The following is a 24,774-nucleotide window of genomic DNA, read 5'->3' as shown; positions in this document are numbered from 1 at the left end:
GGATCCAGCTATGAGTAGCGGACGTATCGTTCAAATCATCGGCGCCGTTATCGACGTGGAATTTCCACGCGACAGCGTACCGAGCATCTACAACGCGCTGAAGGTACAAGGCGCTGAAACCACCCTCGAAGTCCAGCAGCAGCTGGGCGACGGCGTGGTTCGTACCATTGCCATGGGCTCCACCGAAGGCCTCAAACGCGGCCTGAACGTACTCGACAGCGGCGCAGCCATTTCCGTACCCGTTGGCAAGGCCACCCTGGGCCGGATCATGGACGTGCTGGGCAACCCGATCGACGAAGCGGGCCCGATCGACACCGAAGAGCGCTGGGGCATTCACCGTCCGGCACCTTCCTTCGCGGACCAGGCAGGCGGCAACGACTTGCTGGAAACCGGCATCAAGGTCATCGACCTGGTCTGCCCGTTCGCCAAGGGCGGTAAAGTCGGTCTGTTCGGTGGTGCCGGTGTCGGCAAGACCGTGAACATGATGGAGCTGATCCGTAACATCGCCATCGAGCACAGCGGTTATTCCGTGTTCGCCGGTGTGGGCGAGCGTACCCGTGAGGGTAACGACTTTTACCACGAGATGAAGGACTCCAACGTTCTGGACAAGGTAGCCCTTGTCTACGGTCAGATGAACGAGCCGCCGGGCAACCGTCTGCGCGTCGCCTTGACCGGTCTGACCATGGCCGAGAAATTCCGTGACGAAGGTAACGACGTTCTGCTGTTCGTCGACAACATCTATCGTTACACCCTGGCCGGTACCGAAGTGTCCGCACTGCTGGGCCGTATGCCATCGGCAGTAGGCTACCAGCCGACTCTGGCCGAAGAGATGGGCGTTCTGCAGGAACGCATCACTTCGACCAAGGAAGGTTCGATCACCTCGATCCAAGCGGTATACGTACCTGCGGATGACTTGACCGACCCATCGCCGGCGACCACCTTCGCCCACCTGGACGCCACCGTCGTACTGTCCCGTGACATCGCCTCCCTGGGTATCTACCCAGCGGTCGATCCACTGGACTCGACTTCGCGCCAGCTGGACCCGAACGTGATCGGCCAGGAGCACTACGACACCGCTCGCGGCGTGCAGTACGTGCTGCAGCGCTACAAGGAGCTGAAGGACATCATCGCGATCCTGGGTATGGACGAGCTGTCGGAAACCGACAAGCAGTTGGTATCCCGCGCTCGTAAGATCCAGCGCTTCCTGTCGCAGCCGTTCTTCGTGGCTGAAGTCTTCACCGGTGCCTCGGGTAAATACGTTTCCCTGAAAGACACCATCGCAGGCTTCAAAGGCATCCTCAACGGCGACTACGACCACCTGCCGGAACAAGCGTTCTACATGGTCGGCGGCATCGAAGAAGCGATCGAGAAAGCCAAGAAACTGTAATCCTGGCGCCCGGCGACGGGCGCTAATCAGGTTGAGGCAAGTATGGCTATGACAGTCCATTGCGATATCGTCAGTGCGGAAGGAGAAATCTTTTCCGGTCTGGTCGAGATGGTGATTGCGCACGGTAACCTGGGTGATATCGGTATCGCCCCAGGCCACGCCCCGCTGATCACCGATCTCAAGCCAGGTCCGATCCGCCTGATCAAGCAGGGTGGCGAAGCCGAGGTGTTCTACATCTCTGGTGGTTTCCTCGAGGTTCAGCCGAACATGGTCAAGGTTCTTGCCGACACCGTGCAGCGCGCTGCCGACCTGGATGAAGCTTCCGCTCAGGAAGCCGTCAAGGCTGCCGAGAAGGCCCTGAACGAAAAAGGCGCAGACTTCGACTACGGATCTGCCGCCGCACGCCTGGCCGAGGCTGCAGCTCAGCTGCGCACCGTCCAGCAGATCCGCAAGAAATTCGGCGGCTGATGCGTCGACTCACTTGCGATTGAGTAAAAGGGTAGCCTCGGCTACCCTTTTTCTTTTTCAGCACTTTCTCCCCGGTCAGCCTGCTGGCCATTCTCCGGATTGGTAGCCGTTCATGTCTCTCGATATCGTCATCCTCGCCGCCGGCCAAGGCACGCGCATGCGCTCGGCCTTGCCCAAGGTGTTGCACCCGGTCGCCGGCAATTCAATGCTCGGCCATGTTATCCACAGCGCGCGCCAACTCCAGCCGCAGAACATCCACGTGGTGATTGGCCACGGTGCGGATGCAGTACGTGAACGTCTGGCCGCCGACGACCTCAATTTCGTGCTGCAGGACAAGCAACTGGGCACCGGCCATGCGGTCGCCCAGGCTGTGCCAGGCCTGACGGCCGACAATGTATTGATTCTCTACGGCGACGTTCCGCTGATCGAAGTGGCGACGTTGCAGCGCCTGCTGCAGAAAGTCAGTGCCGACCAGCTAGGCCTGCTCACCGTCGAGCTTGCCGATCCCACGGGCTACGGCCGGATCGTGCGCGACGCGGATGGCCAGGTGCAGGCCATCGTCGAGCACAAGGACGCCAGCGATGCGCAGAAAGCCATTCGGGAAGGCAACACCGGCATTCTCGCGGTGCCTGGCAAGCGCCTGGCCGAGTGGCTGGCGCGCCTGTCCAACAATAACGCTCAAGGTGAGTATTACCTGACCGATGTGATCGCCATGGCTGTCAGCGATGGCTTGGTAGTAGCCACCGAAACCGCCCAGGATCCAATGGAGGTGCAGGGCGCCAATGACCGTCGTCAACTCGCGGAACTTGAGCGTCACTACCAGTTGCGTGAAGGCCGTCGTCTGATGGCCCAGGGCGTGACCTTGCGCGACCCGGCGCGCTTCGACGTGCGCGGTGAAGTCAGCGTGGGTCGGGACGTGTTGATCGACGTCAATGTGGTACTCGAAGGGCGAGTGGTGATCGAAGACGATGTGGTCATCGGGCCCAACTGCTACATCAAGGACAGTACGCTGGGCAGAGGCGTGGTGGTCAAGGCCAACAGTCACCTCGACGGTGCAGTGCTGCACGAAGGCAGCGATGCCGGCCCGTTTGCGCGCTTGCGACCCGGCACGGTGCTGGAAGCTCGAGCGCATGTGGGTAACTTCGTCGAGCTGAAGAATGCCCGAATGGGGGAGGGTGCCAAGGCTGGTCACTTGAGTTATCTGGGCGATGCGGACATCGGTGCCAACAGCAACATCGGCGCCGGTACCATCACTTGCAACTATGATGGCGCCAACAAGTGGAAGACGACCATTGGTGAGGACGTTTTCATCGGTTCCAACAATGCGCTGGTCGCACCTGTGGATATCTTGGCGGGATCGACGACTGCTGCGGGATCGACCATTACTCAGGACGTTCCGGAAGGGCAACTGGGCGTAGCACGGGCCCGGCAGCGCAACATCGAAGGGTGGAAGCGACCGGTGAAGGTCAAGAAGCCTTAGTTATCCACAGTCGTAGCTGTTGTATAGGGCCTTTCTCGGGTAGAGCCCGCTCCCACAAGGTTTCATGTAGGGACCCTGTGGGAACGGGCTCTGCCGCGAGGAGGCCAGGAGAAATACGATTACACCATTGACGAACCTTTCAGTTTAGGTTTCTATTGCCTTCGTTATCTTTCGAATCGAAACTTAGGCCGTCATGTCAAAGCGCAATACGCCCCAACGTCGTCACAGCATCCTTGCCCTGCTCAATGAGCAGGGTGAAGTGACTGTGGATAACTTGGCGAGGCATTTCGCAACGTCCGAAGTCACTATCCGCAAGGACCTTGCCGCCCTGGAAAGTCATGGCCTGCTGCTGCGTCGCTATGGCGGCGCGGTGACCATGCCGCAGGAGCTGATCGGCGAACCCAGCCAGCGTGTCTCGGCCATCAAGCAATCCATCGCCCGCGCGGCCGTCATGCGCATCAAGGAACACGCGCGCATCATCATCGACAGTGGCAGCACCACCGCAGCCATGATTCCCGAGCTGGGCAAGCAGCCGGGCCTGGTGGTCATGACCAACTCGCTGCACGTCGCCAATGCCCTGAGTGCATTGGAGCACGAGCCCGTGCTGCTGATGACTGGCGGCACCTGGGATCCACACTCCGAATCGTTTCAGGGCCAGGTGGCCGAGCAGGTGCTGCGCTCCTATGACTTCGACCAGTTGTTCATCGGTGCCGACGGCATCGATCTGGAGCGCGGCACCACGACCTTCAACGAGTTGCTGGGCCTGAGCCGGGTGATGGCCGAAGTCGCTCGCGAAGTGATCGTCATGGTCGAGTCCGACAAGGTCGGACGCAGGATTCCCAATCTGGAGCTGCCCTGGGGCCGCATCAGCACCCTCATTACCGATGATCGCCTGCCCCTCAAAGCACGCGATCAGATTCAGGCGCGCGGGATAGATCTCGTGCTCGCCGCTACCAGCTAGGAGAAGCGAACATGTGTGGAATCGTCGGCGCCATCGCGGAGCGCAATATCACTGCCATTCTGGTCGAGGGCCTCAAGCGCCTGGAATATCGCGGCTACGACAGCGCCGGTGTTGCGGTGCTGGACGAGGATGGCAGCGTGCAGCGCCGCCGTCGCGTCGGCAAGGTTGCTGAACTGCAGGCCGCGCTGGCGGATGAGCCTCTGCTTGGCAGGTTGGGCATCGCCCATACCCGTTGGGCCACCCACGGTGCGCCGACCGAACAGAACGCCCACCCGCACTTTTCCACCGCCGAAGTGGCGGTCGTGCATAACGGTATCATCGAGAACCACGAAGTCCTGCGCACCCAGCTCAAGGAGCTGGGCTACGTATTCACGTCGCAGACCGATACCGAAGTCATCGCGCATCTGTTGCATCACACCCTCAAGGCATTGCCCGACCTGGCCGACGCCCTCAAGGCGACGGTCAAGCAACTGCACGGCGCCTACGGCCTGGCGGCCATCAGCATGCACCAACCCGACCGTCTGGTGGCCGCCCGCAGCGGCAGCCCACTGGTCATCGGCCTTGGCATGGGCGAGAACTTTCTCGCCTCAGACCAGCTGGCGCTGCGGCAGGTGACCGACCGTTTCATGTACCTGGAGGAAGGTGACATTGCCGAGATCCGCCGTGAAAGCGTGCAGATCTGGGATGCCGCTGGCACGCCTGTGGAACGCGAAAGCGTGCAGTATCACGAAGGCGCCGAGGCGGCCGACAAGGGCGAGTATCGCCACTTCATGATGAAGGAGATCCACGAGCAGCCCACCGTGGTACAGCGCACCCTGGAAGGCCGCCTGGGCCAGAACCAGGTGCTGGTGCAGGCCTTCGGTCCGCAGGCCGCCGAGCTGTTCGTCAAGGTACGCAATGTGCAGATCGTGGCGTGCGGCACCAGCTATCACGCCGGTATGGTTGCGCGCTATTGGCTCGAGGGCTTGGCCGGCATCCCTTGCCAGGTCGAAGTGGCCAGCGAGTTCCGCTATCGCAAGGTCGTGGTGCAGCCCGACACCTTGTTCGTCTCTATCTCCCAGTCCGGCGAAACGGCTGACACCCTGGCCGCATTGCGCAATGGCAAGCAATTGGGGTTTCTCGGCAGCCTGGCCATCTGCAACGTCGGCATCAGCTCTTTGGTGCGCGAGTCCGACCTGACCTTGCTGACGCAGGCAGGTCCGGAAATCGGTGTCGCCTCGACCAAGGCCTTTACCACTCAACTGGTCGCGTTGATGCTGCTGACGCTGTCGCTTGGCCAAGTGCAAGGAACGCTGGAGGAGGGCGTGGAAGCCGAGCTGGTGGCCGAACTGCGCCGCCTGCCGACTCGCCTGGGCGAAGCCCTGGCCATGGACACCACCATCGAGCGCATCGCCGAGCTGTTCGCCGAGAAGCACCACACGCTGTTCCTGGGCCGCGGCGCGCAATTCCCGGTGGCGATGGAAGGCGCGCTGAAGCTCAAGGAAATCTCCTACATCCACGCCGAAGCCTATCCGGCCGGTGAGCTGAAGCACGGGCCACTGGCCCTGGTGGACAAGGACATGCCGGTGGTCACCGTGGCGCCGAACAACGAGCTGCTGGAAAAGCTCAAATCCAACCTGCAGGAAGTCCGTGCCCGCGGCGGCGAACTGGTGGTGTTCGCCGATGAGCAGGCGCAACTGAGCAATGGTCCCGGCACCCATGTGGTGGCGATGCCGCACATCATCGATGCACTGGCGCCGATCCTCTACACCATTCCTTTGCAGCTGCTTTCGTACTATGTGGCGGTGCTCAAGGGGACGGACGTGGATCAGCCGCGCAATTTGGCGAAGTCGGTCACGGTGGAGTGAGGGGGGTGTGAGGCGGTAAGCGCCGTCATCGCAGAAATCAGCCGATCCTACCCAGAACGCCCAAGCGCACCTTCACACGCTGCCCTTGGGCTCCACACTCGCCAGGACCCGATCCAGCCGCTCGAGGATCTCCTTGTCGATCTTTTCGTGCAGTCGCATGATCTCCAGCTCCGCGCGCAGGTTCACCTCGAAGTCCAGGCTCGCGGCCAGGCGGTCTTTGGCCGACTGGCGGTTCTGGCTCATCATGATCACCGGCGCCTGGATGGCCGCTACGGTGGAGAGCAGCAAATTGAGGAAAATGTAGGGGTAGGGGTCGAAGGCCAGGCCGAAGTGATCAAGCACATCGGTATTGAGCAGCATCCAGCCCAGCAGAATGATGGTGAAAGCGATGATGAACGCCCATGAACCGCCGATGGCCGCCACCCGGTCGGACAGGCGTTCACCAAACGTTGCGACTTCGTCCGAGGCGTCACTGGCATCGCGGCTGATAGGCAGCCGGTTTTTCATCTGCTCGAGAACGTGGAGCTCTTCCGGTTCGAGCTGATGCGGGTGTTTGCCGAGGAAGCGTCGAGCCAGCGGTTCAAGTGGGTGCTTGGTGGCCATGGGTCAGGGTCTTCAGATGGGGAGGAAGACAGACACTATCCCATGGAATTCGGCAGCGCTGAATGCTCGGATGTGCTTGTCGCACCGCGGGTTCGGTGAGATTCCATCAGTGGCCCATGCAGTGCCATGTCAGCGACATGGAGGTTTTTTTCCCGCCCAATGAGAATCCCCCTTCAGAATCGAGAATTTGTTCTTATAGTGCAGTCATGAACGACCCACGAACCACCAGCATTGTCGACCGTGTGCTGCAGGTGCTGACCTGCGTGGCCAAGGCTGGGCAACCGATTGCGGCCAAGCGCATTGCCGCGCAGGTACAGATGCCGTTGAGCACGGTCTATCGGCACCTGGCGTCGTTGAAGAAGTGGGGTCTGCTGCAAGAACACATGACCACGGGGCTGTACGAGCCAGGCGCGACCGGCGTGCAGTTGGCGTGGGGTTTCGATCAGACCTCCAACCTGATCAGCCAGAGCCGCGACGAGATCAGCGCCCTGGCTGAGCGCACGGGAGAGAGCGTCGGCTTGTTGGTGTACAGCAACGGCCAGATGGTGTGCATCGCTATGGAAGAGAGCAGCAGCTCGCTGCGCTGCTCGTTCACCAAGGGCCGCGCGCATTCCATGATGCAGGGCGCCTCGGCCAAGAGCCTATTGGCGTTTCTGCCCGAATCGGTGCAGCGCCAACTGCTGAGAACGCAATCGCAGGAGGGCGCCATGGACGTTGCGGCGCTGGAACGGGAGATCACCAGGATCCGCAAGAATGGCTATGCCACCAGTGACAGTGAGGTCGATCTGGGTGTTTGGGGCGTGAGTGTTCCGCTGATTTCAGCGGACGGTGCCCTGGAAGGCACCATTACGTTGATGGCGCCGTCATTGCGCGTTGGCCCACGGGAGGCTGAACTGATCAGCCTCACCAGAAAAGCAGCCAGCCGCATCTGCAATCGCTTCTAACTGCCGCTCAATCCATGTTTCGGGTCCTGACCGGACTTACCCTTGCCGAAGGAATTCGTGATGAAAGCGTTGAAGTTATTCACCCCCCTGGCTGCCGCGCTGACGCTGATGGCTTCGCTGTGCACCTCGGCCCAGGCAGCTGATGAAGTGATGCGTGTCGGCACCGATGCGACCTTTCCACCCATGGAGTTCGTGCAGGATGGCAAGCGCACTGGCTTCGATATCGAATTGATCGAAGCCATCGGCAAGCAACTGAACAAGAAGGTCGAGTGGATCGATATCGGCTTCAAGGGGCTGATCCCCGGCTTGATTTCCAACCGCTTCGACGTGGCGGCGTCGGCCATCTACATGACCGAAGAACGGCAGAAGGTGGTCAACTTCACTGATTCCTACTATCGCGGCGGCCTCGCTGTGCTGGTTCTGAAGGATGACACCAGCATCGATAAACCCGCCGATCTGGTCGCGGGCAAGAAGGTTTCAGCCCAGGTAGGTACCAAGTCCATCGACTTTCTGAAAACCAACTACCCCGCAGTGAGCGTGGTGGAAGTGGAAAAGAATCAGGCCATGTTCGACCTGTTGGCCATTGGCCGGGTGAACGCTGCAGTGACCGGGCGCCCGGCGGCGGTGGAATATGCCAAGCGTCAGCCCAAGGTCCGCGTGCTGGACGAAGGCTTGACCACCGAACTGTACGGTTTTGCCGTTCGCAAGAATGACACCGCGCTGCAACAGCAGATGAACCAGGCGCTGCAAACCCTGCGCAGCAATGGCGAATACGCCGCACTGACCCAGAAGTGGTTCGGCACCACAAAAGAATAAGCGGCCGCTGCGGGTTCGGCCGATGGTGCGACGAGCCCGCACACTTTACGCCTCCAACCGTAAGCCTCTGCGGAGTACCTCATGGATCTCGACTTTTCCCCGGTCTGGGACGGCTGGCGCGCGCTCGCCTCCGGTACCCTGACCACCATCGAAATCACCGCTGCAGCGTTGGTGCTGGGCTGTGTCCTGGGTCTGCTGATCGGGCTGGGACGGCTGAATCCCAAGCGCACGCTGATCTACGGACTGTGTACCACCTACCTGACGCTGGTCCGCGGCACGCCGCTGCTGGTGCAGCTGTTCATTCTGTTCTTTGGCTTGCCGCACTTCGGCATTCAGTTACCCGCCTATGTGTGCGGAATTTTCGGCCTGGGCATCTACAGTGCGGCCTATGTCTCGGAGATTGTCAGGGGTTCGATCCAGTCGGTGGAGAAGGGCCAGATGGAAGCCGCTCGCTCGCTGGGCCTGCCGCACAAACTGGCGATGCGCAAGGTCATCCTGCCCCAGGCTTTCGTGCGCATGATACCCGCCCTGGGCAACGAGTTCATCGCCTTGATCAAGAACTCGGCGCTGGTGTCACTGCTTACCATCGCCGACGTGATGCACGAGGGCGAGAAGATCATCAGCGTATCCTACCGTTCGCTCGAAGTGTACCTGGCCATTGCCGTCATCTACCTGATGCTCACCAGCATCACCACCTTGATCCTGCGCCGCACCGAAAAAGTGCTGCGCGCCGACGGGAGAGTGTGATGAGCACCGCCATTATCGATATCCAAAACCTGAGCAAATCGTTCGGCACGCATCAGGTGCTGCACAACATCGACTTCAGCGTACAGGCCAGCCAGGTCGTGGTGGTGATCGGTCCCAGCGGGTCGGGCAAGAGCACTTTCCTGCGGTGCATGAACGGCCTGGAAACCGCCGAAGGCGGGACGCTGCGCGCGTGTGGCCATACCGTGGTGGAGCAGGGCAGGATGATGTCGGAAGGCAAACTGGACGCCCTGCGCAGCGAAGTCGGCATGGTGTTCCAGTCGTTCAACCTGTTCCCGCACCTCAGCGTGCTGGACAACATCACCCTGGCGCCCATGGCCCTGCGCGGCAGATCGCGCCAAGCCGCCGAAGAGCAGGGGCTGCGCCTGTTGAACAAGGTCGGCCTGGAGCACAAGGCGCAGGTCTACCCCGGCACTTTGTCCGGTGGGCAGAAGCAGCGCGTTGCGATTGCCCGCGCGTTGGCCATGGACCCCAAGGTCATGCTGTTCGACGAGCCTACCTCGGCGCTGGATCCAGAGCTGGTGGGCGAGGTATTGCAGGTCATGAAGACCCTGGCGAGCGAAGGCATGACCATGATCATCGTTACCCACGAAATGGGATTTGCCCGGGAAGTGGCCGACGTGGTGGTGGTCATGGATCAAGGCGCCATTGTCGAGGCCGCGCCACCTGCGCAGCTGTTCACCGCACCGCGTGAAGCGCGGACCCGCAGTTTCCTGCAAAGCGTGCTGTCGCGAGACGCGGCGCCTGTTCTTTGATGGCTTGCGCTTGCGCCACTGCCCAGAGGTTTTTGTGGATATACCAATCGATTCAGTCGCCAGCCAAGCCCAAGGCAGTCTGTTTGCCCACAGCGCCCTGCTGCCTGGTGGCTGGCAGCGCAATGTACTGCTGAGCTGGAACGCCGCTGGCGATCTGACCAGCGTAACCTGCGATGCTGTGCCCTTGGCCGGCACGCCGGTGGCGCGTGGCCCGGTGATCAGTGGCATGCCCAACCTGCACTCCCATACGTTCCAGCGCGCCATGGCCGGCTTGACCGAAACCCTGGGCGACCCCGCCGATTCCTTCTGGAGCTGGCGTACCCTGATGTATCGATTTGCCCAGCGCTTGCAGCCTCGGCACTTGCAGGCCATCGGTCGGCACCTGTACATCGAAATGCTCAAGGCCGGGTACACCTCGGTGTGCGAATTTCATTACGTGCACCACGGCGCTGACGGCCAGCCCTACGCGAATCCCGCCGAACTGTCCCTGCGCGTGGTGCGGGCGGCCGAAGAAGTCGGCATCGGCATGACCTTGCTTCCGGTGCTTTACCAATACGGTGGGCTGGGCCAGGCAGAACCCTTGCCGCACCAACGTCGTTTCATTAATTCGCCGGAGTGGATTCTGGAGCTGCGTCAGCATCTGCAAAAGGCCATGCCCCAGAACGGCAATCGGCGTTATGGCGTCGCGCCGCATTCGTTACGTGCCGTGAGCGAAGCCTCTTTGTCGAGCCTGATGGAAGGCCTGGATGCCGACGATCCGCTCGCGCCCGTGCATATTCATATCGCCGAGCAGACCCGCGAGGTCGAGGAATGCGTGGCAATCCTCGGCCAGCGACCCGTGCAGTGGCTGTTGGACCGCCAATCCCTGGACCCGCGTTGGTGCCTGGTGCACGCCACCCACATGGATGACGCTGAATACGCCGCGTTGGCGCGCAGTGGTGCCACGGTAGGGCTATGCCCGAGCACCGAAGCCAATCTCGGCGATGGATTGTTCGACGCCCAGCGTTTTCTGACGGACAAGGGCCGTTGGGGTATCGGTTCGGACAGCAACGTAGCCGTCAACCCCTGGGCCGAGCTACGCCTGCTGGAATACGGCCAGCGCCTGCTGCACCGTCGGCGCAATGTGCTGGCCAGCCCCGACGCGCCGGTGGTGGCGGATCGCCTGTTCGATCAGGCGGTCAAGGGCGGGGCCCAGGCGACCGGCCGATCGGTAGCCGGGCTTATGGTGGGGCAGCGTGCCGACTTGGTCGTCATCGATTCCGACGCCGTCAATGTCGCCCCGGGCCATCCAGCCCAGCTGTTGTCCTCACTGGTGTTCTGCGAGCACGGCAACAATCTGGTACGCGACGTCTTCGTCGGCGGCAGGCAGGTCATCGATGACGGCCAGCACGCCCTGCAAGTGCAGGCCCTGCAAGGCTACCGCGCCACCCTGGCCGATTTACTGGAGCATACGATATGAGTCGGGAACCTACCTTCGAGCTGCATCAGGGCGTCGGCCCTCTGCTGATATCCATGCCTCACGTCGGCACCTTGCTGCCGGACGAGCTGAAAGCGCATTACAGCCCGGTCGGCCAGGCGGTGGATGACACCGATTGGCATATTCGTGAGTTGTACGACTTCGCTGCCGCTCTAGGGGCGTCGACGTTGCGTCCACGTTTTTCGCGCTACGTGATCGACCTGAACCGGCCTGCCGATGGCGCCAGCCTGTATCCGGGCCAGAACACCACCGGGCTATGCCCGCTGACGACATTCGACGACGTGCCGCTGTACCAGCCGGGGCACGAACCAGACGATGCGCACATCGCACAGCGTTTGGAGCATTACTGGCAGCCGTACCATCGAGCGTTGCAGCAGCAACTGGAGCGAATCAAGGCGATCCATGGCTACGCCCTGCTGTGGGACGCGCACTCGATCCGCTCGGTCATCCCGCACCTGTTCGAGGGCCAGTTACCGGTGTTCAACTTCGGCACCGCCAGCGGCAGCGCCTGCGCGCCTGGCATCGGGGAGCAGCTGCACGCCGTGGCCGAGCGGTTGGCTCCGCAGTTGCCGGCGGTGCTCAATGGCCGGTTCAAAGGCGGCTACATCACTCGCCAGTACGGCCGCCCGGCTCAAGGGGTTCACGCTGTACAGCTGGAGTTGGCGCAGCGAGCCTATATGCAGGAAACCGCCCCCTATGGGTTGCAAGCAGAGAAGGTCGAGACTCTCCAGCCGGTACTGCGTGCACTGATCGAGCGATTCATGGCGTTCAAGCCTGCCTGACATTCCTTTGGTAGCCAGATTCCGATGACCGATTCCCACATATACCGTCCCGAAGATTACGCGTCCATGCCGTGGAAGAACGGCGGTGGCAGTACCTTGGAAATTGTCCGGCAGCGCTCCGCCGATGACAGCGGGTATGACTGGCGCCTGTCGATTGCCCAGATCAGCGCCGACGGACCCTTCTCCGTGTTCGCCGGTTACAGCCGGATCATCACCGTGCTGCACGGCGACGGAATGGTGTTGGAAGTGAACGGGGTGGACAGCAGGGCGCTGGGTCCTATCCAGCCTATGAGTTTCGACGGTGGGGCGAAGGTACGGTGTAGGTTGCTGGGTTCACCCATAGAGGACTTCAACCTGATCTACCGCCATGATCGGATCCAGGCATCGTTGCGCTGGGTAGATTGCCATCCGGTGGTAGTGTTGAGCTCGGTGGCGGCCGAGGTGATCTTTTTCAACGCCTCTTCAGAGGCCGTCCAGGTAATGGACGCGAGTGATGGACGCAGACATGAGTTGAGCTCGCGAGCAACGTTGCGCTGCACCAACGCAAGCGGCCGGCGCCAGCGTTACAGCCTGGAAGGTGCGGCCGCGCAGGTGTGTGTGATCGAGTTGGACAGGGTGGGCTGAACCGCAGCGGCTGGATGTCCGCCTTGTCGGGCGAACTGTCCCGTGCCTGCAACATCAGCCTTTGGGAAGTCTGTACAGGGCAAAGAACGGCGCGTGGGTCCCTTGCAGGTCAGGCCAGCGCCTGAACTGCAAGGACAGTCACCTGATGTTCAGGCTGCGCGCAGGGCGTTGGCGTTGCCCGAATTATCACGCTTGCTCTTGACCACCCAGCGACTCAACGGACCCTGCAGCAGCCACTGTCGCGTGCGGTTGCCAATCTGCTCCTGGAAGATCACGCACAGAATGATGCACGCCAGCAGCAGCAGCGGGTAGTAAGTCAGCGACAATGGATGCCCCTTGGCCTCTGCGACGCACGCCGCCGCATTGGTGAAGCACAGGTTCACGTCGATGTTGGCCAGCATTTCCAAGCGACGGAAGACGATGAAGATCGGCGTGTGCAGGGCGAACATCGGCAGTGACGCGGCGCCCAGGCGGCGGGCCCATTTGATGTGACGCTCGCTTTGCGAACTCGAGGCCATGGCGCACAGGATGATCACGCTGAGCACCATCGGCAGCAGCAAGCCATTGTGCAGCAGCACGTACCAATGGCTCTCGCCTCGCCAGTTGACTTCGGCAGCGATCGCCACACCGAAGCCCAGGGCAATCACCGCCATCAACTTGCCAGGCCCGCGCAGGCCGGTACCCGTCAACCGATAATCGCGAAACAGCAGGTAGGCGACGATGCCGGCGAGAAAGACCGGCAGCCGCAGCAACGGGAAGTGATGCAGGAAACCGATCCAGATCGAGCTGTAGTCGTCGTTGAAGACCACCAGTAGCGGCGGGATCAGGCAAGCGGCCCAGATGATCAGCAGCAACCGCACCTTGTGCTTGGCAGCGGCCAGGCGTGGCGCAAACCAGGGGAAGACCAGATAGAAGAAGAACAGCGCCGAGATCGACCACAGCGGGCCGTTGTAGGCCAGGTAGACCGGGTTCCAGGCTTGCAGCAGGGTAACCTGGAGCACTGCATTCACGGCTATCTGGAAATCGCTGAGTTTGTATTTGAGCAGTTCTGGGGCCGTACGCTTGAGCAGGTCATCGGACCGATACGCCACGCTCAGGTCGGTGTTGCTGTCGAACAGCCCCGTCAGCGATATCAGCACCACGCAGCTGGCGAGGCCGAATATGTGTATCGGATAGAGGTTGGCAAACCGTTTGGTCATGAAGGAGACCGGCGGCTCCCGCAGCTTGTTGCCGTCGAGGTAGACGTGCGCGAGGAGGAAACCGGACAACGCAAAAAAGCTGCTCGTGGCAAAGAAACCCAATTCGGTGAATTCCACCAACCCACTCAGCTGTGTGTATTCCTCGTAGAACGGCAGCGTGTGGAACATCACCAGGTACACGCCCAGGAAAAACCGCAGCCATTCCAAACCGATGAATCTCTCTTTCTCTGCGTTCATGCAGGTCCACTTCCCTTTAGTAATATCGAAGCCCGCTCATGGTACACGAAGCGTTTCCAATGTTTCCTGATATGTCCAAAACCCAGGAAGCTGCCGATTACCTGCTCTTTGCTCGCTAGAGGATAGGCGAAATTAGCCGTGCCACACGCATACCGAGCTTTTCCAAACGATGTGTCTCTTTGCTATCACGAACATCTATCTCTCGTGACTGGGCGAAATCATCGAGCAACATCTGTTCCACTTCACTGGTAAATGCTTTATCAACGGTCAGCAACATGATTTCGAAGTTCAAACGAAATGAGCGGTTGTCCATGTTGGCACTGCCGATTGCCGTGATCTCGTCGTCGACCAGTACCACTTTCTGATGCAGAAAGCCCGGGCCATAGCGGTACATTTTGACCCCGGCGCGCACTGCCTCGAACGCGAACAGGCTGGAAGCGGCATACACCACTTTGTGATCCGGACGCGAGGGCAGCAGGATACGGACATCCACCCCGCGCAGTACCGCCAACCGCAGTGCGGCAAAAACAGCTTCGTCCGGTATGAAATAGGGGGTAGTAATCCAGACCCTGTCATTGGCGGCGTGGATCGATTCAACGAAAAACAACGAGCAGGTTTCATAGGGATCGGCCGGGCCACTGGCCAGCACCTGGCACAGCACGCCGTCTTCTTCGTACGCTTCGGGGAGGATCAGGGGCGGCAACTCCCGTGCTGCCCAGAACCAGTCTTCAGCAAAGGACTCCTGCAGACAGGCGATCACCGGGCCGCTGATGCTCACATGGGTATCGCGCCACGGCGACAGCTTGGGATTGCCGCCCAGGTATTCGTCGCCGACGTTATGGCCACCTATGAAGCCTTTTACTCCGTCCACCACGACGATCTTGCGGTGGTTGCGGAAATTCACCTGAAACCTGTTCAACCAACCGCTTTGGGTGGCGAATGCTTTTACGTTGACGCCGCCTTCGCGTAGCCGCTCGACGTACTCGCGGGGCAGGGCGTGGCTTCCCACTCGATCATAAAGCACATACACCTCCACACCTTCGGAGGCTTTTTGCAGCAGCAAGCCTTGCAACTGACGGCCGATATGATCGTCGTGGATGATGAAAAACTGCACCAACACCGCTTGCCGGGCTTCGCGGATGGCTGCAAAGATGGCATCGAAGGTAGCGTGTCCATTGATCAGCAGCCCCACCCGATTGTTGGCCAGGCACGGCATTCGGCCAAGTTTGGGCATGGCCCTGAGTGAGGCGTATGACGTGGATTTGCGCGCGGCCAGGGCTTCTTCTATCCAGGGTCGCCAATCCATGTCGGCGATGGCGGTGTGCATCTCCTTGTTGGCATGCCGACGGGCCTTGATGTACGCGTCGAAAGTGCTGCGGCCAAATACCAGATAGGGGATCAACGTAAGGTAAGGAATGAACAACAGCGATAAGGCCCAAGCGATCGAACCCTGCGCGGTGCGGACGGTAAGAACTGCATGAACGGCGGCAGCGATGCCCAACACGTGCAGCAGGCCAAATAGATACCCAAAAAAAATCGGACTGTGATAATCCATTGCACGGCGGCTCCTTGATGCGCTGTGATAAACAGACCACGTTCAGTGGCGGTTGTCGCGTTTTTATTACCGCGCAACTCGGCACCTGTTTCGACGTCAAAGACCCATGCCCGCTCTTTTCCCAACATTATTGAGGAATGAAATCAGATGAGATTTAAATGGCCGATGGCTGCATTGGTGATGGGCCTTTCGGCAACCGGGGCTCAGGCGCAGATGCTCCAGCCGGGCCTTTGGGAAATGACCACCAGTAACATGCAAGTCGATGGCAAGCCGCTGCCTGACATGCAGGTGATGCTAGGTCAGCTGAAGATGCTTCCACCCGAGCAAAGGGCAATGATGGAAGGCGTGCTCGCCAACCAAGGCATCACCGTAGGTGGTAATGGCATTCGCTCGTGCCTGACGCCTGAGCAGGTGAAAACCAACGACATCCCGTTGCAAGATGCAAAGTCCGGCTGCACGCAGAAGATCACTGAGCGCAATGGCAACGTCTGGAAATTTCAGTTCAGTTGCCCCAAGGCTCAGGGCACCGGGCAAGCCCAGTTTCTCAGCGATAGAGAGTTTCTTACCACTGTCAGCGGCACCTTCAATGCCTCGGGCGTCGCGCAAAAGGGCAGCATGAACACGCGCGCTGTCTGGTTGGGCAACAACTGTGGTTCAGTAAAGCCTCGCACTTGATACCTGCAACGCGTGTTCCACGTGGAACACGCGTTTCTCGGTCAGGCACTTGCCGTAAAAAGCACCACGAGATCAGGCAATCGGCGACGTATATGTTATGTTATAACAATATAAGTGATGCAGCGTTCTTTGCATCCGTCACCGATGAGGTCCGTCATGCCCAACCGTTTACCCGTCACCGTGCTGTCCGGCTTCCTGGGGGCCGGCAAGAGCACGTTGCTCAATCACATCCTGCGCAACCGTGAAGATCTGCGCGTTGCCGTGATCGTCAACGACATGAGTGAGATCAACATCGACGGCAGTGAAGTGCAGCGTAACGTCAGCCTCAACCGGGCCGAAGAAAGACTGGTCGAAATGAGCAATGGCTGCATCTGCTGCACGCTGCGCGAAGACCTGCTCGAAGAAGTGGCCAAGCTGGCTGCCGAGGGGCGTTTCGATTACCTGCTGATCGAATCGACGGGCATCTCCGAGCCGCTGCCGGTGGCCGAAACCTTTACCTTTCGCGACGAGCAGGGCCAGAGCCTGGCCGATCTGGCCCGGCTCGACACCATGGTCACAGTCGTCGACGGGGTCAATTTCCTGCTCGACTATCAAGCAGCGGAGAGCCTGGCGACGCGAGGCGAAACATTGGGGGAGGACGACGAGCGGGCCATTACCGACCTGCTTGTCGAACAGGTGGAGTTTGCCGACGTCATCCTCATCAGCAAGATCGACCTGATCAGTCGGGCTGAACGCACCGAGCTGATGGCAGTACTGCACACACTCAACCCCGGCGCGCAGGTCATGCCCATGGTCATGGGCCAGGTGCCGCTGGCACGCATCCTGAACACCGGGCTGTTCGATTTCGAGCGCGCAGCGCAGGCGCCAGGCTGGCTGAAGGTGCTCAGGGGGCAGCACATTGCGGAAACCGCAGAATACGGCATTGCATCCACGGCCTACCGGGCCCGGCGTCCGTTCCACCCACAGCGCTTCCATGATTTCATCGACAAACCCTGGACCAACGGTCGGCTGCTGCGCTCCAAAGGCTTTTTCTGGCTCGCCAGCAAGCCCCAGGAAGCGGGGAGCTGGTCCCAGGCGGGTGGGTTGATGCGCTACGGTTTCGCTGGCCGCTGGTGGCGTTTCGTGCCGCAAACGCAATGGCCGCAGGATGTCGAGAGCGTGGCTGCCATCCAGCAGACGTGGCAGGCCGACACCGGAGACTGCCGCCAAGAGCTGGTATTCATTGGGCAGAACATGGATTTTGCAGCGTTGGGCCACGCCCTGGACCAGTGTCTGCTCGATGATGAAGAACTGGCCCAAGGTGCACAGACCTGGGTGCATTGGCCGGATCCGTTCGGCGAGTGGCACGAGCACGGTCAGCAGGCGTGATGCGGATTGCTCAGGGCAAGACCCATTGTCCCTGACTGTTCTGTTCGCAGAACGGCTTGAGGTAGGCGGCATCGCTCGCCACACCGTAGTAGTGGATGTCCTGTTCATAGGGCATGCGCTCGACCCGAGCGCCACGGCAAATACCGTAGGCGCCTTGCGGGCACTGCGCCAGGAATTGTACTTCGACCTGCTGCCCCGGCAGGTTGGGTCGACAAAAACCTTCCTTGAACAGCTTCGGCGGTATAGTGCGATTCTGCTGGCACACTTCGACGCTCACCCGTTCTGCCTGGCTATGCACCACGCAGGCCTCGGCCCATACCTGAGTACTGGCCAGCAGCCCCAGCAAACCCCACACCCGCATCGTTCAACCTCCATAGATATCCGACCATGCTGCAGAACATCCCCACCCATGTCATTGCAGGCCCGTTGGGCGCCGGCAAGACCAGCCTGATTCGTCATCTGCTGGCGTGCAAGCCGACGAACGAGCGTTGGGCCGTACTGATCAACGAATTCGGCCTGGTGGGCATCGACGCTGCGCTGCTTGCCACCACCGATGATGGTATCGCAATCGGCGAAATCGCCGGTGGTTGTCTGTGCTGCGTGAACGGTGCGCCGTTTCAGATAGGCCTTGGCCGTCTGCTGCGCAAGGCTCGGCCGGATCGCTTGTTCATCGAACCCTCGGGCCTCGGCCATCCGCTGCAGATTCTTTCACAGTTGAGCGAAGCGCCCTGGCGCGGAGTTCTGGCGGTGCAGCCGCTGGTCATGGTGCTCGACGCGCTGACCCTTGCGAAAGGCGTCGCGCTGCCAGCTGCACAGCGCGAAGCCGCTGAAGTGGCAGGCTTGGTGATCATGAACAAGGCGAAGCCGACGCCAGGAGTGTGCATAACTTCAGGGTTACCCACAGATCGGCTGCTGTGGCTCGATGTCGATCAGGTGCGGTTCGAGCAGTTGCCCCTTGTGGATAATTCAGCGCCACTGGTTGTGGACAGGCTGAGGGAGCCCCCGCAAGCCATGGGCGAAATCTGGGTGGATAAGTCCCAGCCGCAATGCCAGGTGCAGGATCACCGCGATGGCTGGAGCATCGGCTGGCGATGGCAAGCCCGAACGCAGTTCGATTTGCCAACAGTGGAGCGCGCATTGGCCACTTGGTCTTGGCGACGGGCCAAGCTGGTTATCCACAGCCCGAGTGGATGGTTTTCGAGCAACCTGCTGGCGGGGCAGTCGGTGCAGTGGAAAACCAGTGAATGGCGTCGTGATTCACGTTTGGAGCTGATATTCGATACGCCGCAGGACGCAGCCGCGCTTCAGGATCACTTGCAGCAGGCACGCGTGGACGACCCATCTTAGCGCTGACGTCGCTCAGGGACGCCAGCGCTTGTGTTCCTGACGCCACTGACTCATCTCGATGACTTCGGCGCTGGTCGCGGTTTTCACTTCGAACGGGTAGGGCGCCAGCTCGATCTGCACCGCGTGCGGCCCGAACTGGGTGGCAATGCCCGCATGGCGTTGCTCGCCGGTCACCGTGAATTCGAAGTTATACACACGCGCAAGACGCTTGCGGCCGTTGGCATCGGCCAGCCAGGCAAAACGCTTGAATGCCACGTTGTCGTCGAGCAGTTCCAGGTCGAGCTTGCTGCAATGCTGCTTGACCCGCGCCAGGGCCTTTTCACGCAGGCCATGGTTGTGCCACAGCCAAGCCGCACCTGCGGCCATCAACATCAGGATGAACATATTGCCAAGGGTCAACATCGAAGTGCGCTCCAACCGGTTGCTCGCAGCTTAACTGTGTCCCCGGTCTGTCGTACAGGCTGCATTTCGCGCGATACTGCGCGCCATGAAGTCCTGTCACCGGTCCGGAATCCTTGCATGAAACGTACACCACACCTGCTCGCCATCCAGTCCCATGTCGTATTCGGCCAAGCCGGCAACAGCGCGGCGGTTTTCCCGATGCAGCGGGTGGGGGTCAAGGTCTGGCCACTGAATACGGTGCAGTTTTCCAATCACACTCAGTATGGCCAGTGGACGGGAGAAGTGTTGGCGCCGCAACACATTCCCGCACTGGTTGAAGGGATTGCGACGATTGGCGAGTTGGGCAACTGCGATGCCGTGCTCAGTGGCTACCTGGGCAGCGCCGCGCAGGGGCGAGCGATCCTGGGCGTGGTACGTCGGGTCAAGGCGGCCAATCCCAAGGCTCTGTATCTGTGCGACCCGGTGATGGGGCATGCCGAAAAAGGCTGCGTGGTGCCGGCCGAGGTCAGCGACTTTCTGCTCGATGAAGCCGTTGCCGCCGCCGACGTGCTGTGTCCCAACCAGCTGGAACTCGACAGCTTCAGCGGGCGCAAGGCCCAGTCCCTGCCGGATTGCGTGGCCATGGCGCGGGCACTGCTGGCGCGCGGACCCAAAGCGGTACTGGTCAAGCACCTGGCCTACCCAGGCAAATCAGCCGAGGATTTTGAAATGCTTCTGGTCACTGCTGCGGGCAGTTGGCACCTGCGCCGTCCGCTGCTGGCGTTTCCGCGCCAACCAGTCGGCGTAGGTGATTTGACCAGTGGCCTGTTCCTTGCCAGGCTGCTGCTGGGCGATGACTGGCTGGCGGCTTTCGAATTCACCGCAGCGGCCGTGCACGAAGTGCTGCTGGAAACCCAGGCCTGCGCCAGCTACGAGCTGGAGCTGGTGCGTGCCCAGGATCGTATCGTCCATCCGCGCCTGCGGTTCGAAGCCGTGGCGCTTTAAATCGGCTCGTCCTTGAGATCGCGGTAGCGCTTTTCCAGCTCCTGGCGAATCTGCCGGCGTTGCTGCGCCTGGATGAAGCGCCGCGTGCCTTCGGCATCCTGCGGCTGCAGGGGCGGCACGCTGGCAGGCTTGCGCTGGTCATCCACCGCTACCATGGTGAAGAAACAGCTGTTGGTGTGGCGCACCGAACGCTCGCGAATGTTCTCGGTGACCACCTTGATACCCACTTCCATCGAGGTATTGCCGGTGTAATTGACCGAGGCCAGGAACGTCACCAGTTCGCCGACATGCACCGGCTCGCGGAAGATCACCTGATCCACCGACAAGGTCACCACATACCGGCCGGCATAGCGGCTGGCACAGGCGTAAGCCACTTCGTCGAGGTATTTGAGCAGCGTTCCTCCGTGCACATTGCCGGAAAAATTGGCCATGTCGGGGGTCATCAGCACCGTCATCGACAGCTGGGCGTTTCCAGGTTCCATAGTGAACTCACGGTTGGTTGGCAGAAGTGCAAGGGCGTCGCCTATTCTGGCGTTTGCCGCTTTCAACGGGTCCCATCCAGAGGCGGACGTTGAACGCAGGGGCTTCGTCACGTCTATCGTGCCATTAGGCAGGGCATAGCGGCGATCTGTTTCCGCATATTGCATCGACGTTTGCTTGCAATGGCCGGTGTTAATCTGCCTTTCTGAAACAATTGGTACAGCAATTCTGAATAGCAATGGAGGCTATCACCGTGCATGCCATCAGTTTTATCCAGGACCTGGCGGTGATCATGCTGGTGGCCGGCGTGGTGACGATTCTGTTCCATCGGCTGCGGCAACCCGTGGTGCTGGGCTACATCGTCGCCGGCTTCATCATCGGCCCCCACACCCCGCCGTTCGGCTTGATCCACGACGAAGACACCATCAAGACCCTGGCCGAACTGGGCGTTATCTTTCTGATGTTCAGCCTGGGCCTGGAATTCAGCCTGCGCAAACTGTTCAAGGTCGGTGCCACGGCCTTTATCGCTGCGTTCCTGGAAATCGTGCTGATGATCTGGATCGGCTACGAAATCGGCCGCTGGTTCGATTGGGGCACCATGGACTCGCTGTTCCTCGGGGCTATCCTGGCCATTTCCTCCACCACCATCATCGTCAAGGCGCTCAACGACCTGAAGATGAAGAACGAGCGCTTCGCTCAGCTGATCTTCGGCGTGCTGATCGTCGAGGATATTCTGGGTATCGGCATCATCGCGCTGCTGTCGGGGATCGCCGTCAGCGGCGCGGTCAGTTCGGGCGAAGTGTTCTCGACGGTCGGCAAGCTCTCGCTGTTCATGGTGATTGCGCTGGTCGTGGGCATCCTGGTGGTGCCGCGTCTGCTGGCCTATGTGGCCACCTTCGAGAGCAACGAGATGCTCCTGGTGACAGTGCTGGGCCTGTGCTTCGGCTTTTGCCTGCTGGTGGTCAAGCTTGAATACAGCATGGTGCTGGGGGCCTTCCTGATCGGGGCGATCATGGCCGAATCGCGGCAATTGCTAAAGATCGAGCGTCTGATCGAACCCATCCGTGACATGTTCAGTGCGATCTTCTTCGTTGCCATCGGCCTCATGCTCGACCCCGCCATTCTGCTCGACTATGCCTGGCCGATTGCAGTCATCACCGTGGCCGTGGTGCTCGGCAAGATCGTCTCTTGCGGGTTGGGTGCATTCATTGCCGGCAACGATGGCAAGACGTCACTGCGGGTAGGCATGGGCCTTTCGCAGATCGGCGAGTTCTCGTTCATCATCGCCGCGCTGGGCATGACCCTGCAGGTCACCAGCGATTTTCTCTACCCCGTTGCCGTGGCCGTGTCGGTGCTGACGACGTTGTCCACGCCGTACCTGATCCGGGCAGCCGACCCCTTGTCCCATCGCCTCGGCGCCATCGTGCCGCAGCGCGTCGCACGGGTGCTGGGCATGTACGGGGAATGGCTGCGCAGCATCCAGCCGCGCGGGCAGGGCGCCATGCTGGCGTCGATGATCCGCAAGATCCTCCTGCAGGTGGGGGTCAACCTGGCGCTGGTGATCGGTATCTTTCTGGCCGGCGCGTATTTTGCCGAGCGTATCGGCGGTTACCTGACCACCTGGGTGGCCGAGCCGGGCGGGCAGAAGGCGCTGATCTGGGGTGCAGCCTTGCTGCTGTCGCTGCCGTTCTTGATCGCCGCCTATCGCAAGCTCAAGGCACTCTCGATGCTACTGGCGGAAATGGGGGTGAAGCCCGAAATGGCAGGCAGGCATACCCAGCGGGTGCGGCGCGTCATTGCCGAAGTCATTCCGCTGTTGTCGCTGCTGGTGATCTTCGTGCTGCTGGCGGCACTCTCGGCGAGCATATTGCCGACCATGGAATTGCTGCTGCTGATTGCGGTGGTTGCAGCTGCAGTGGTGGCGGTGTTGTGGCGCTGGTTCATCCGCGTGCATACGCGGATGCAGGTGGCTTTGCTGGAAACCTTGGATAACAACGTCGAGCATTGAATTTGGCTAGGCAGGTCTGGCCTCTTCGCGGGTAAAACCCGCTCCCACAGGGTTGGCGGCGCGCCATCGCGCTGTGAAAAGGTCACACCTGCCTCTACCGATCAGCTTTCCAGCCAGACGTCTCGCACCCAGTGCCAGACCGACTCCCAGCTTTCTTCGGTCACCAGCTCTTCTTCGCCCGACCAGAGCACCACGGTACCGTCCTCTTCGACGCAGTAGTAGTCCTCGCCGTCCTGACAGATCGGGATCAGCTCGCGTGGTACGCCGATGTCCCAAGCGCTGGCGGCGACCTCCGGCAGATAGGTGTGCGATTGCGGATCGGTCACGGTGACCGGTTCCAGGCTGCCATACACGACGTCGCTGACGGTGAGCAGATACTCCTTGAACACGAACGGGATATTGATGAACAACTGCTCTTCGATCTCGACCAGCAGGTCTTCGTCTGGCAGTTCCAGGGGAACCGGTACCGGTTCGTTGGCTTCTCGGAGCTGCTCGATCACTTCTTCCACGATGTTTTCCTCTGACCAGAATACGCGCTGCGGTTTATACCTTAGCTGGAAATGGATGCAACGTTCAAAATGCAAAAGCCCCGACCAGGGCCGGGGCTTCGCAAAGCGTGACGTGTATCAGTTCTGGCGGATACCCGCGACCAGCCATGGCTGGTTTTCGCCCTGGGCGCGTTCCATGTTCCAGCTTTCGCTGAAGGGTTCGCCCTTGTCGAAGCGCGAGGTCTTCGATACGCCGACGAATGTCAGGGTAGCGATGGTTTTCTCGGCGCGGTCATCGACACCTTCCAGCTGCACTTGCAGGTCGTCGATGTAGGTGGACTGGAAGCCATCACCCAACTCGGCACGTTCCTGCTTCAACGACTGCAGCATCTGCGGAGTGACGAACTCGGCGATCTTGTCCATCTCGTTCGCGTCCCAGTGCTGCTGCAGCGACTGGAAGTGGCTGCGTGCAGCGTTCAGGAAGCTTTCTTCGTTGAACCAGGCCGGCGCGTTGATCACCGGACGGGCTGCGGAAGCACCGCTTGCGCCACCGAAGATCGACGGTTGGGCAGGTGCCTGGCCGATCGCTTCACGCTGGTACGGAGCACCGGCGCCGGCCATTTGCGGGCCTTGCTGCTGCTTGCGACGGCGAGCGGCGATGAAGCGGAAGATCAGGAAGGCGATGACCGCCATGATCAGGAAGTCGAAGATCTGCATGCCCTGGAAGCCGTCGCCCATGAACATGGACGCCAGCAGGCCACCGGCGGCGAGGCCGGCCAGAGGGCCCAACCAGCGCGAAGCACCGCTGGCGGCAGGGGCTGCACGGCCCGGGACGGCGGCTGCGGCACCTGGGGTGGTGGGCGCGGCCTGGCGAGTCTGGTGAGTCGGGGCTGCGCCCATGCTCTTGCCGCCGCCGAAGCGTTTGGCACTGGCATCGAGGCTCATGGTCAGGCCGATGCACAGGGCCAGGGCCATGCTGAGAAAACGTTGCATAGGTTCATTCCGTTAGGTGGATTGCACGCGAGTCATGTTGCACAGGTGTGCTGTACATAGCTAGTGACAACATGTTTCGAGCTTTTGCGTAAATGTGAAATGCAGCGTAGGAAAATTCGTTGCCTTTGG

Annotated in this window: 25 protein-coding genes; 17 read left to right on the top strand and 8 right to left on the bottom strand. The window is 60.7% G+C overall.

Annotation, left to right across the window (positions count from 1 at the left end; all coding sequences use genetic code 11):
• Window positions 1-10: 10 nt before the first annotated feature.
• The 5 genes from atpD (at window position 11) to glmS (ending at window position 6,143) form a co-directional block, all read left to right on the top strand.
• Entirely contained in the window at window positions 11-1,387 is a 1,377-nt protein-coding gene (atpD, locus tag IFT57_RS24230) for a F0F1 ATP synthase subunit beta (protein WP_122480031.1), read from the top strand.
• A 42-nt stretch (window positions 1,388-1,429) separates the two neighbouring features.
• Window positions 1,430-1,855, top strand: coding sequence for a F0F1 ATP synthase subunit epsilon (locus tag IFT57_RS24225; protein WP_043192055.1), 426 nt, complete (start codon window positions 1,430-1,432; stop codon window positions 1,853-1,855).
• Between the two features lie 112 nt (window positions 1,856-1,967).
• Window positions 1,968-3,335 carry a bifunctional UDP-N-acetylglucosamine diphosphorylase/glucosamine-1-phosphate N-acetyltransferase GlmU gene (glmU, locus tag IFT57_RS24220; protein ID WP_192152945.1) on the top strand — a complete coding sequence of 456 codons (1,368 nt, stop codon included), beginning with the start codon at window positions 1,968-1,970 and terminating at the stop codon, window positions 3,333-3,335.
• A 193-nt stretch (window positions 3,336-3,528) separates the two neighbouring features.
• The gene (locus tag IFT57_RS24215) at window positions 3,529-4,296 is read left to right on the top strand and encodes a DeoR/GlpR family DNA-binding transcription regulator (protein WP_192152944.1); all 768 of its coding nucleotides are present in this window, start codon (window positions 3,529-3,531) and stop codon (window positions 4,294-4,296) included.
• An 11-nt stretch (window positions 4,297-4,307) separates the two neighbouring features.
• Complete coding sequence (gene glmS / locus IFT57_RS24210) at window positions 4,308-6,143, top strand: glutamine--fructose-6-phosphate transaminase (isomerizing) (RefSeq protein WP_192152943.1); 1,836 nt, start codon at window positions 4,308-4,310, stop codon at window positions 6,141-6,143.
• A gap of 72 nt (window positions 6,144-6,215) precedes the next feature.
• Here the strand turns inward: glmS and IFT57_RS24205 are convergent, their stop codons facing one another.
• Window positions 6,216-6,746: a DUF1003 domain-containing protein gene (locus tag IFT57_RS24205; RefSeq protein WP_192050248.1), complete on the bottom strand. Its 531-nt coding sequence runs from the start codon at window positions 6,744-6,746 to the stop codon at window positions 6,216-6,218.
• A 206-nt stretch (window positions 6,747-6,952) separates the two neighbouring features.
• Here IFT57_RS24205 and IFT57_RS24200 point away from each other — a divergent pair, with 206 nt between their 5' ends.
• From IFT57_RS24200 to IFT57_RS24170, 7 genes are all read left to right on the top strand, one after another.
• Window positions 6,953-7,690, top strand: a complete 738-nt coding sequence (locus IFT57_RS24200) for an IclR family transcriptional regulator (RefSeq protein ID WP_192152942.1) — start codon at window positions 6,953-6,955, stop codon at window positions 7,688-7,690.
• 60 nt (window positions 7,691-7,750) lie between these two features.
• Window positions 7,751-8,506 carry a transporter substrate-binding domain-containing protein gene (locus IFT57_RS24195; protein ID WP_192152941.1) on the top strand — a complete coding sequence of 252 codons (756 nt, stop codon included), beginning with the start codon at window positions 7,751-7,753 and terminating at the stop codon, window positions 8,504-8,506.
• Between the two features lie 81 nt (window positions 8,507-8,587).
• The gene (locus tag IFT57_RS24190; protein ID WP_122796681.1) at window positions 8,588-9,253 is read left to right on the top strand and encodes an amino acid ABC transporter permease; all 666 of its coding nucleotides are present in this window, start codon (window positions 8,588-8,590) and stop codon (window positions 9,251-9,253) included.
• Between the two features lie 11 nt (window positions 9,254-9,264).
• Window positions 9,265-10,026 carry an amino acid ABC transporter ATP-binding protein gene (locus IFT57_RS24185; RefSeq protein WP_446731220.1) on the top strand — a complete coding sequence of 254 codons (762 nt, stop codon included), beginning with the start codon at window positions 9,265-9,267 and terminating at the stop codon, window positions 10,024-10,026.
• Between the two features lie 34 nt (window positions 10,027-10,060).
• On the top strand, window positions 10,061-11,485 hold the full coding sequence (locus IFT57_RS24180; protein WP_342030378.1) for a formimidoylglutamate deiminase: 1,425 nt from the start codon (window positions 10,061-10,063) through the stop codon (window positions 11,483-11,485).
• Window positions 11,482-12,285 carry an N-formylglutamate deformylase gene (gene hutG / locus IFT57_RS24175; protein ID WP_192152940.1) on the top strand — a complete coding sequence of 268 codons (804 nt, stop codon included), beginning with the start codon at window positions 11,482-11,484 and terminating at the stop codon, window positions 12,283-12,285. The genes IFT57_RS24180 and hutG overlap by 4 nt, the downstream gene beginning before the upstream one ends.
• Before the next feature lie 24 nt (window positions 12,286-12,309).
• Window positions 12,310-12,909, top strand: a complete 600-nt coding sequence (locus IFT57_RS24170) for a HutD/Ves family protein (RefSeq protein ID WP_274605219.1) — start codon at window positions 12,310-12,312, stop codon at window positions 12,907-12,909.
• 149 nt (window positions 12,910-13,058) lie between these two features.
• Here IFT57_RS24170 and IFT57_RS24165 read toward each other — a convergent pair whose 3' ends face one another.
• Together IFT57_RS24165 and cls are read right to left on the bottom strand one after the other, a co-directional pair.
• Window positions 13,059-14,345: an acyltransferase family protein gene (locus IFT57_RS24165; protein ID WP_192152938.1), complete on the bottom strand. Its 1,287-nt coding sequence runs from the start codon at window positions 14,343-14,345 to the stop codon at window positions 13,059-13,061.
• 115 nt (window positions 14,346-14,460) lie between these two features.
• The gene (gene cls, locus IFT57_RS24160) at window positions 14,461-15,900 is read right to left on the bottom strand and encodes a cardiolipin synthase (protein WP_122796686.1); all 1,440 of its coding nucleotides are present in this window, start codon (window positions 15,898-15,900) and stop codon (window positions 14,461-14,463) included.
• A gap of 147 nt (window positions 15,901-16,047) precedes the next feature.
• Here cls and IFT57_RS24155 point away from each other — a divergent pair, with 147 nt between their 5' ends.
• The gene (locus IFT57_RS24155; protein WP_192152937.1) at window positions 16,048-16,575 is read left to right on the top strand and encodes a DUF3617 domain-containing protein; all 528 of its coding nucleotides are present in this window, start codon (window positions 16,048-16,050) and stop codon (window positions 16,573-16,575) included.
• 156 nt (window positions 16,576-16,731) lie between these two features.
• Window positions 16,732-17,943, top strand: coding sequence for a zinc metallochaperone GTPase ZigA (zigA, locus tag IFT57_RS24150; protein ID WP_192152936.1), 1,212 nt, complete (start codon window positions 16,732-16,734; stop codon window positions 17,941-17,943).
• A 10-nt stretch (window positions 17,944-17,953) separates the two neighbouring features.
• On the opposite strand, the gene IFT57_RS24145 is transcribed toward zigA, so the two are convergent.
• Entirely contained in the window at window positions 17,954-18,304 is a 351-nt protein-coding gene (locus IFT57_RS24145) for an NADH:ubiquinone oxidoreductase (RefSeq protein ID WP_122799685.1), read from the bottom strand.
• Between the two features lie 26 nt (window positions 18,305-18,330).
• Here IFT57_RS24145 and IFT57_RS24140 point away from each other — a divergent pair, with 26 nt between their 5' ends.
• Window positions 18,331-19,290, top strand: coding sequence for a CobW family GTP-binding protein (locus tag IFT57_RS24140; RefSeq protein WP_192152935.1), 960 nt, complete (start codon window positions 18,331-18,333; stop codon window positions 19,288-19,290).
• Window positions 19,291-19,302: 12 nt separating this feature from the next.
• Here IFT57_RS24140 and IFT57_RS24135 read toward each other — a convergent pair whose 3' ends face one another.
• Complete coding sequence (locus tag IFT57_RS24135) at window positions 19,303-19,692, bottom strand: DUF3301 domain-containing protein (RefSeq protein WP_122716071.1); 390 nt, start codon at window positions 19,690-19,692, stop codon at window positions 19,303-19,305.
• Between the two features lie 117 nt (window positions 19,693-19,809).
• Between IFT57_RS24135 and pdxY the strand changes: the two genes are divergently transcribed.
• Window positions 19,810-20,676, top strand: a complete 867-nt coding sequence (gene pdxY, locus IFT57_RS24130; protein ID WP_192152934.1) for a pyridoxal kinase PdxY — start codon at window positions 19,810-19,812, stop codon at window positions 20,674-20,676.
• Here the strand turns inward: pdxY and IFT57_RS24125 are convergent.
• Window positions 20,673-21,158, bottom strand: a complete 486-nt coding sequence (locus IFT57_RS24125; protein ID WP_122480012.1) for an acyl-CoA thioesterase — start codon at window positions 21,156-21,158, stop codon at window positions 20,673-20,675. The two genes, pdxY and IFT57_RS24125, sit on opposite strands and share 4 nt — an antisense overlap.
• Window positions 21,159-21,409: 251 nt before the next feature.
• Here IFT57_RS24125 and IFT57_RS24120 point away from each other — a divergent pair, with 251 nt between their 5' ends.
• Entirely contained in the window at window positions 21,410-23,164 is a 1,755-nt protein-coding gene (locus tag IFT57_RS24120; protein ID WP_122716149.1) for a cation:proton antiporter domain-containing protein, read from the top strand.
• Window positions 23,165-23,265: 101 nt separating this feature from the next.
• On the opposite strand, the gene IFT57_RS24115 is transcribed toward IFT57_RS24120, so the two are convergent.
• Together IFT57_RS24115 and IFT57_RS24110 are read right to left on the bottom strand one after the other, a co-directional pair.
• Window positions 23,266-23,673, bottom strand: a complete 408-nt coding sequence (locus IFT57_RS24115) for an SMI1/KNR4 family protein (protein ID WP_122480011.1) — start codon at window positions 23,671-23,673, stop codon at window positions 23,266-23,268.
• 117 nt (window positions 23,674-23,790) lie between these two features.
• On the bottom strand, window positions 23,791-24,645 hold the full coding sequence (locus IFT57_RS24110; protein ID WP_192152932.1) for a Tim44 domain-containing protein: 855 nt from the start codon (window positions 24,643-24,645) through the stop codon (window positions 23,791-23,793).
• Window positions 24,646-24,774 lie beyond the last annotated feature (129 nt).

Origin of the sequence: Pseudomonas sp. CFBP 13719 (assembly GCF_014842095.1) — a bacterium.
In the GTDB taxonomy this organism is placed as follows: Bacteria; Pseudomonadota; Gammaproteobacteria; order Pseudomonadales; family Pseudomonadaceae; genus Aquipseudomonas.
Note: the sequence above shows the minus strand (reverse complement) of the source record. Positions and strands in the feature narration are given on the sequence as shown.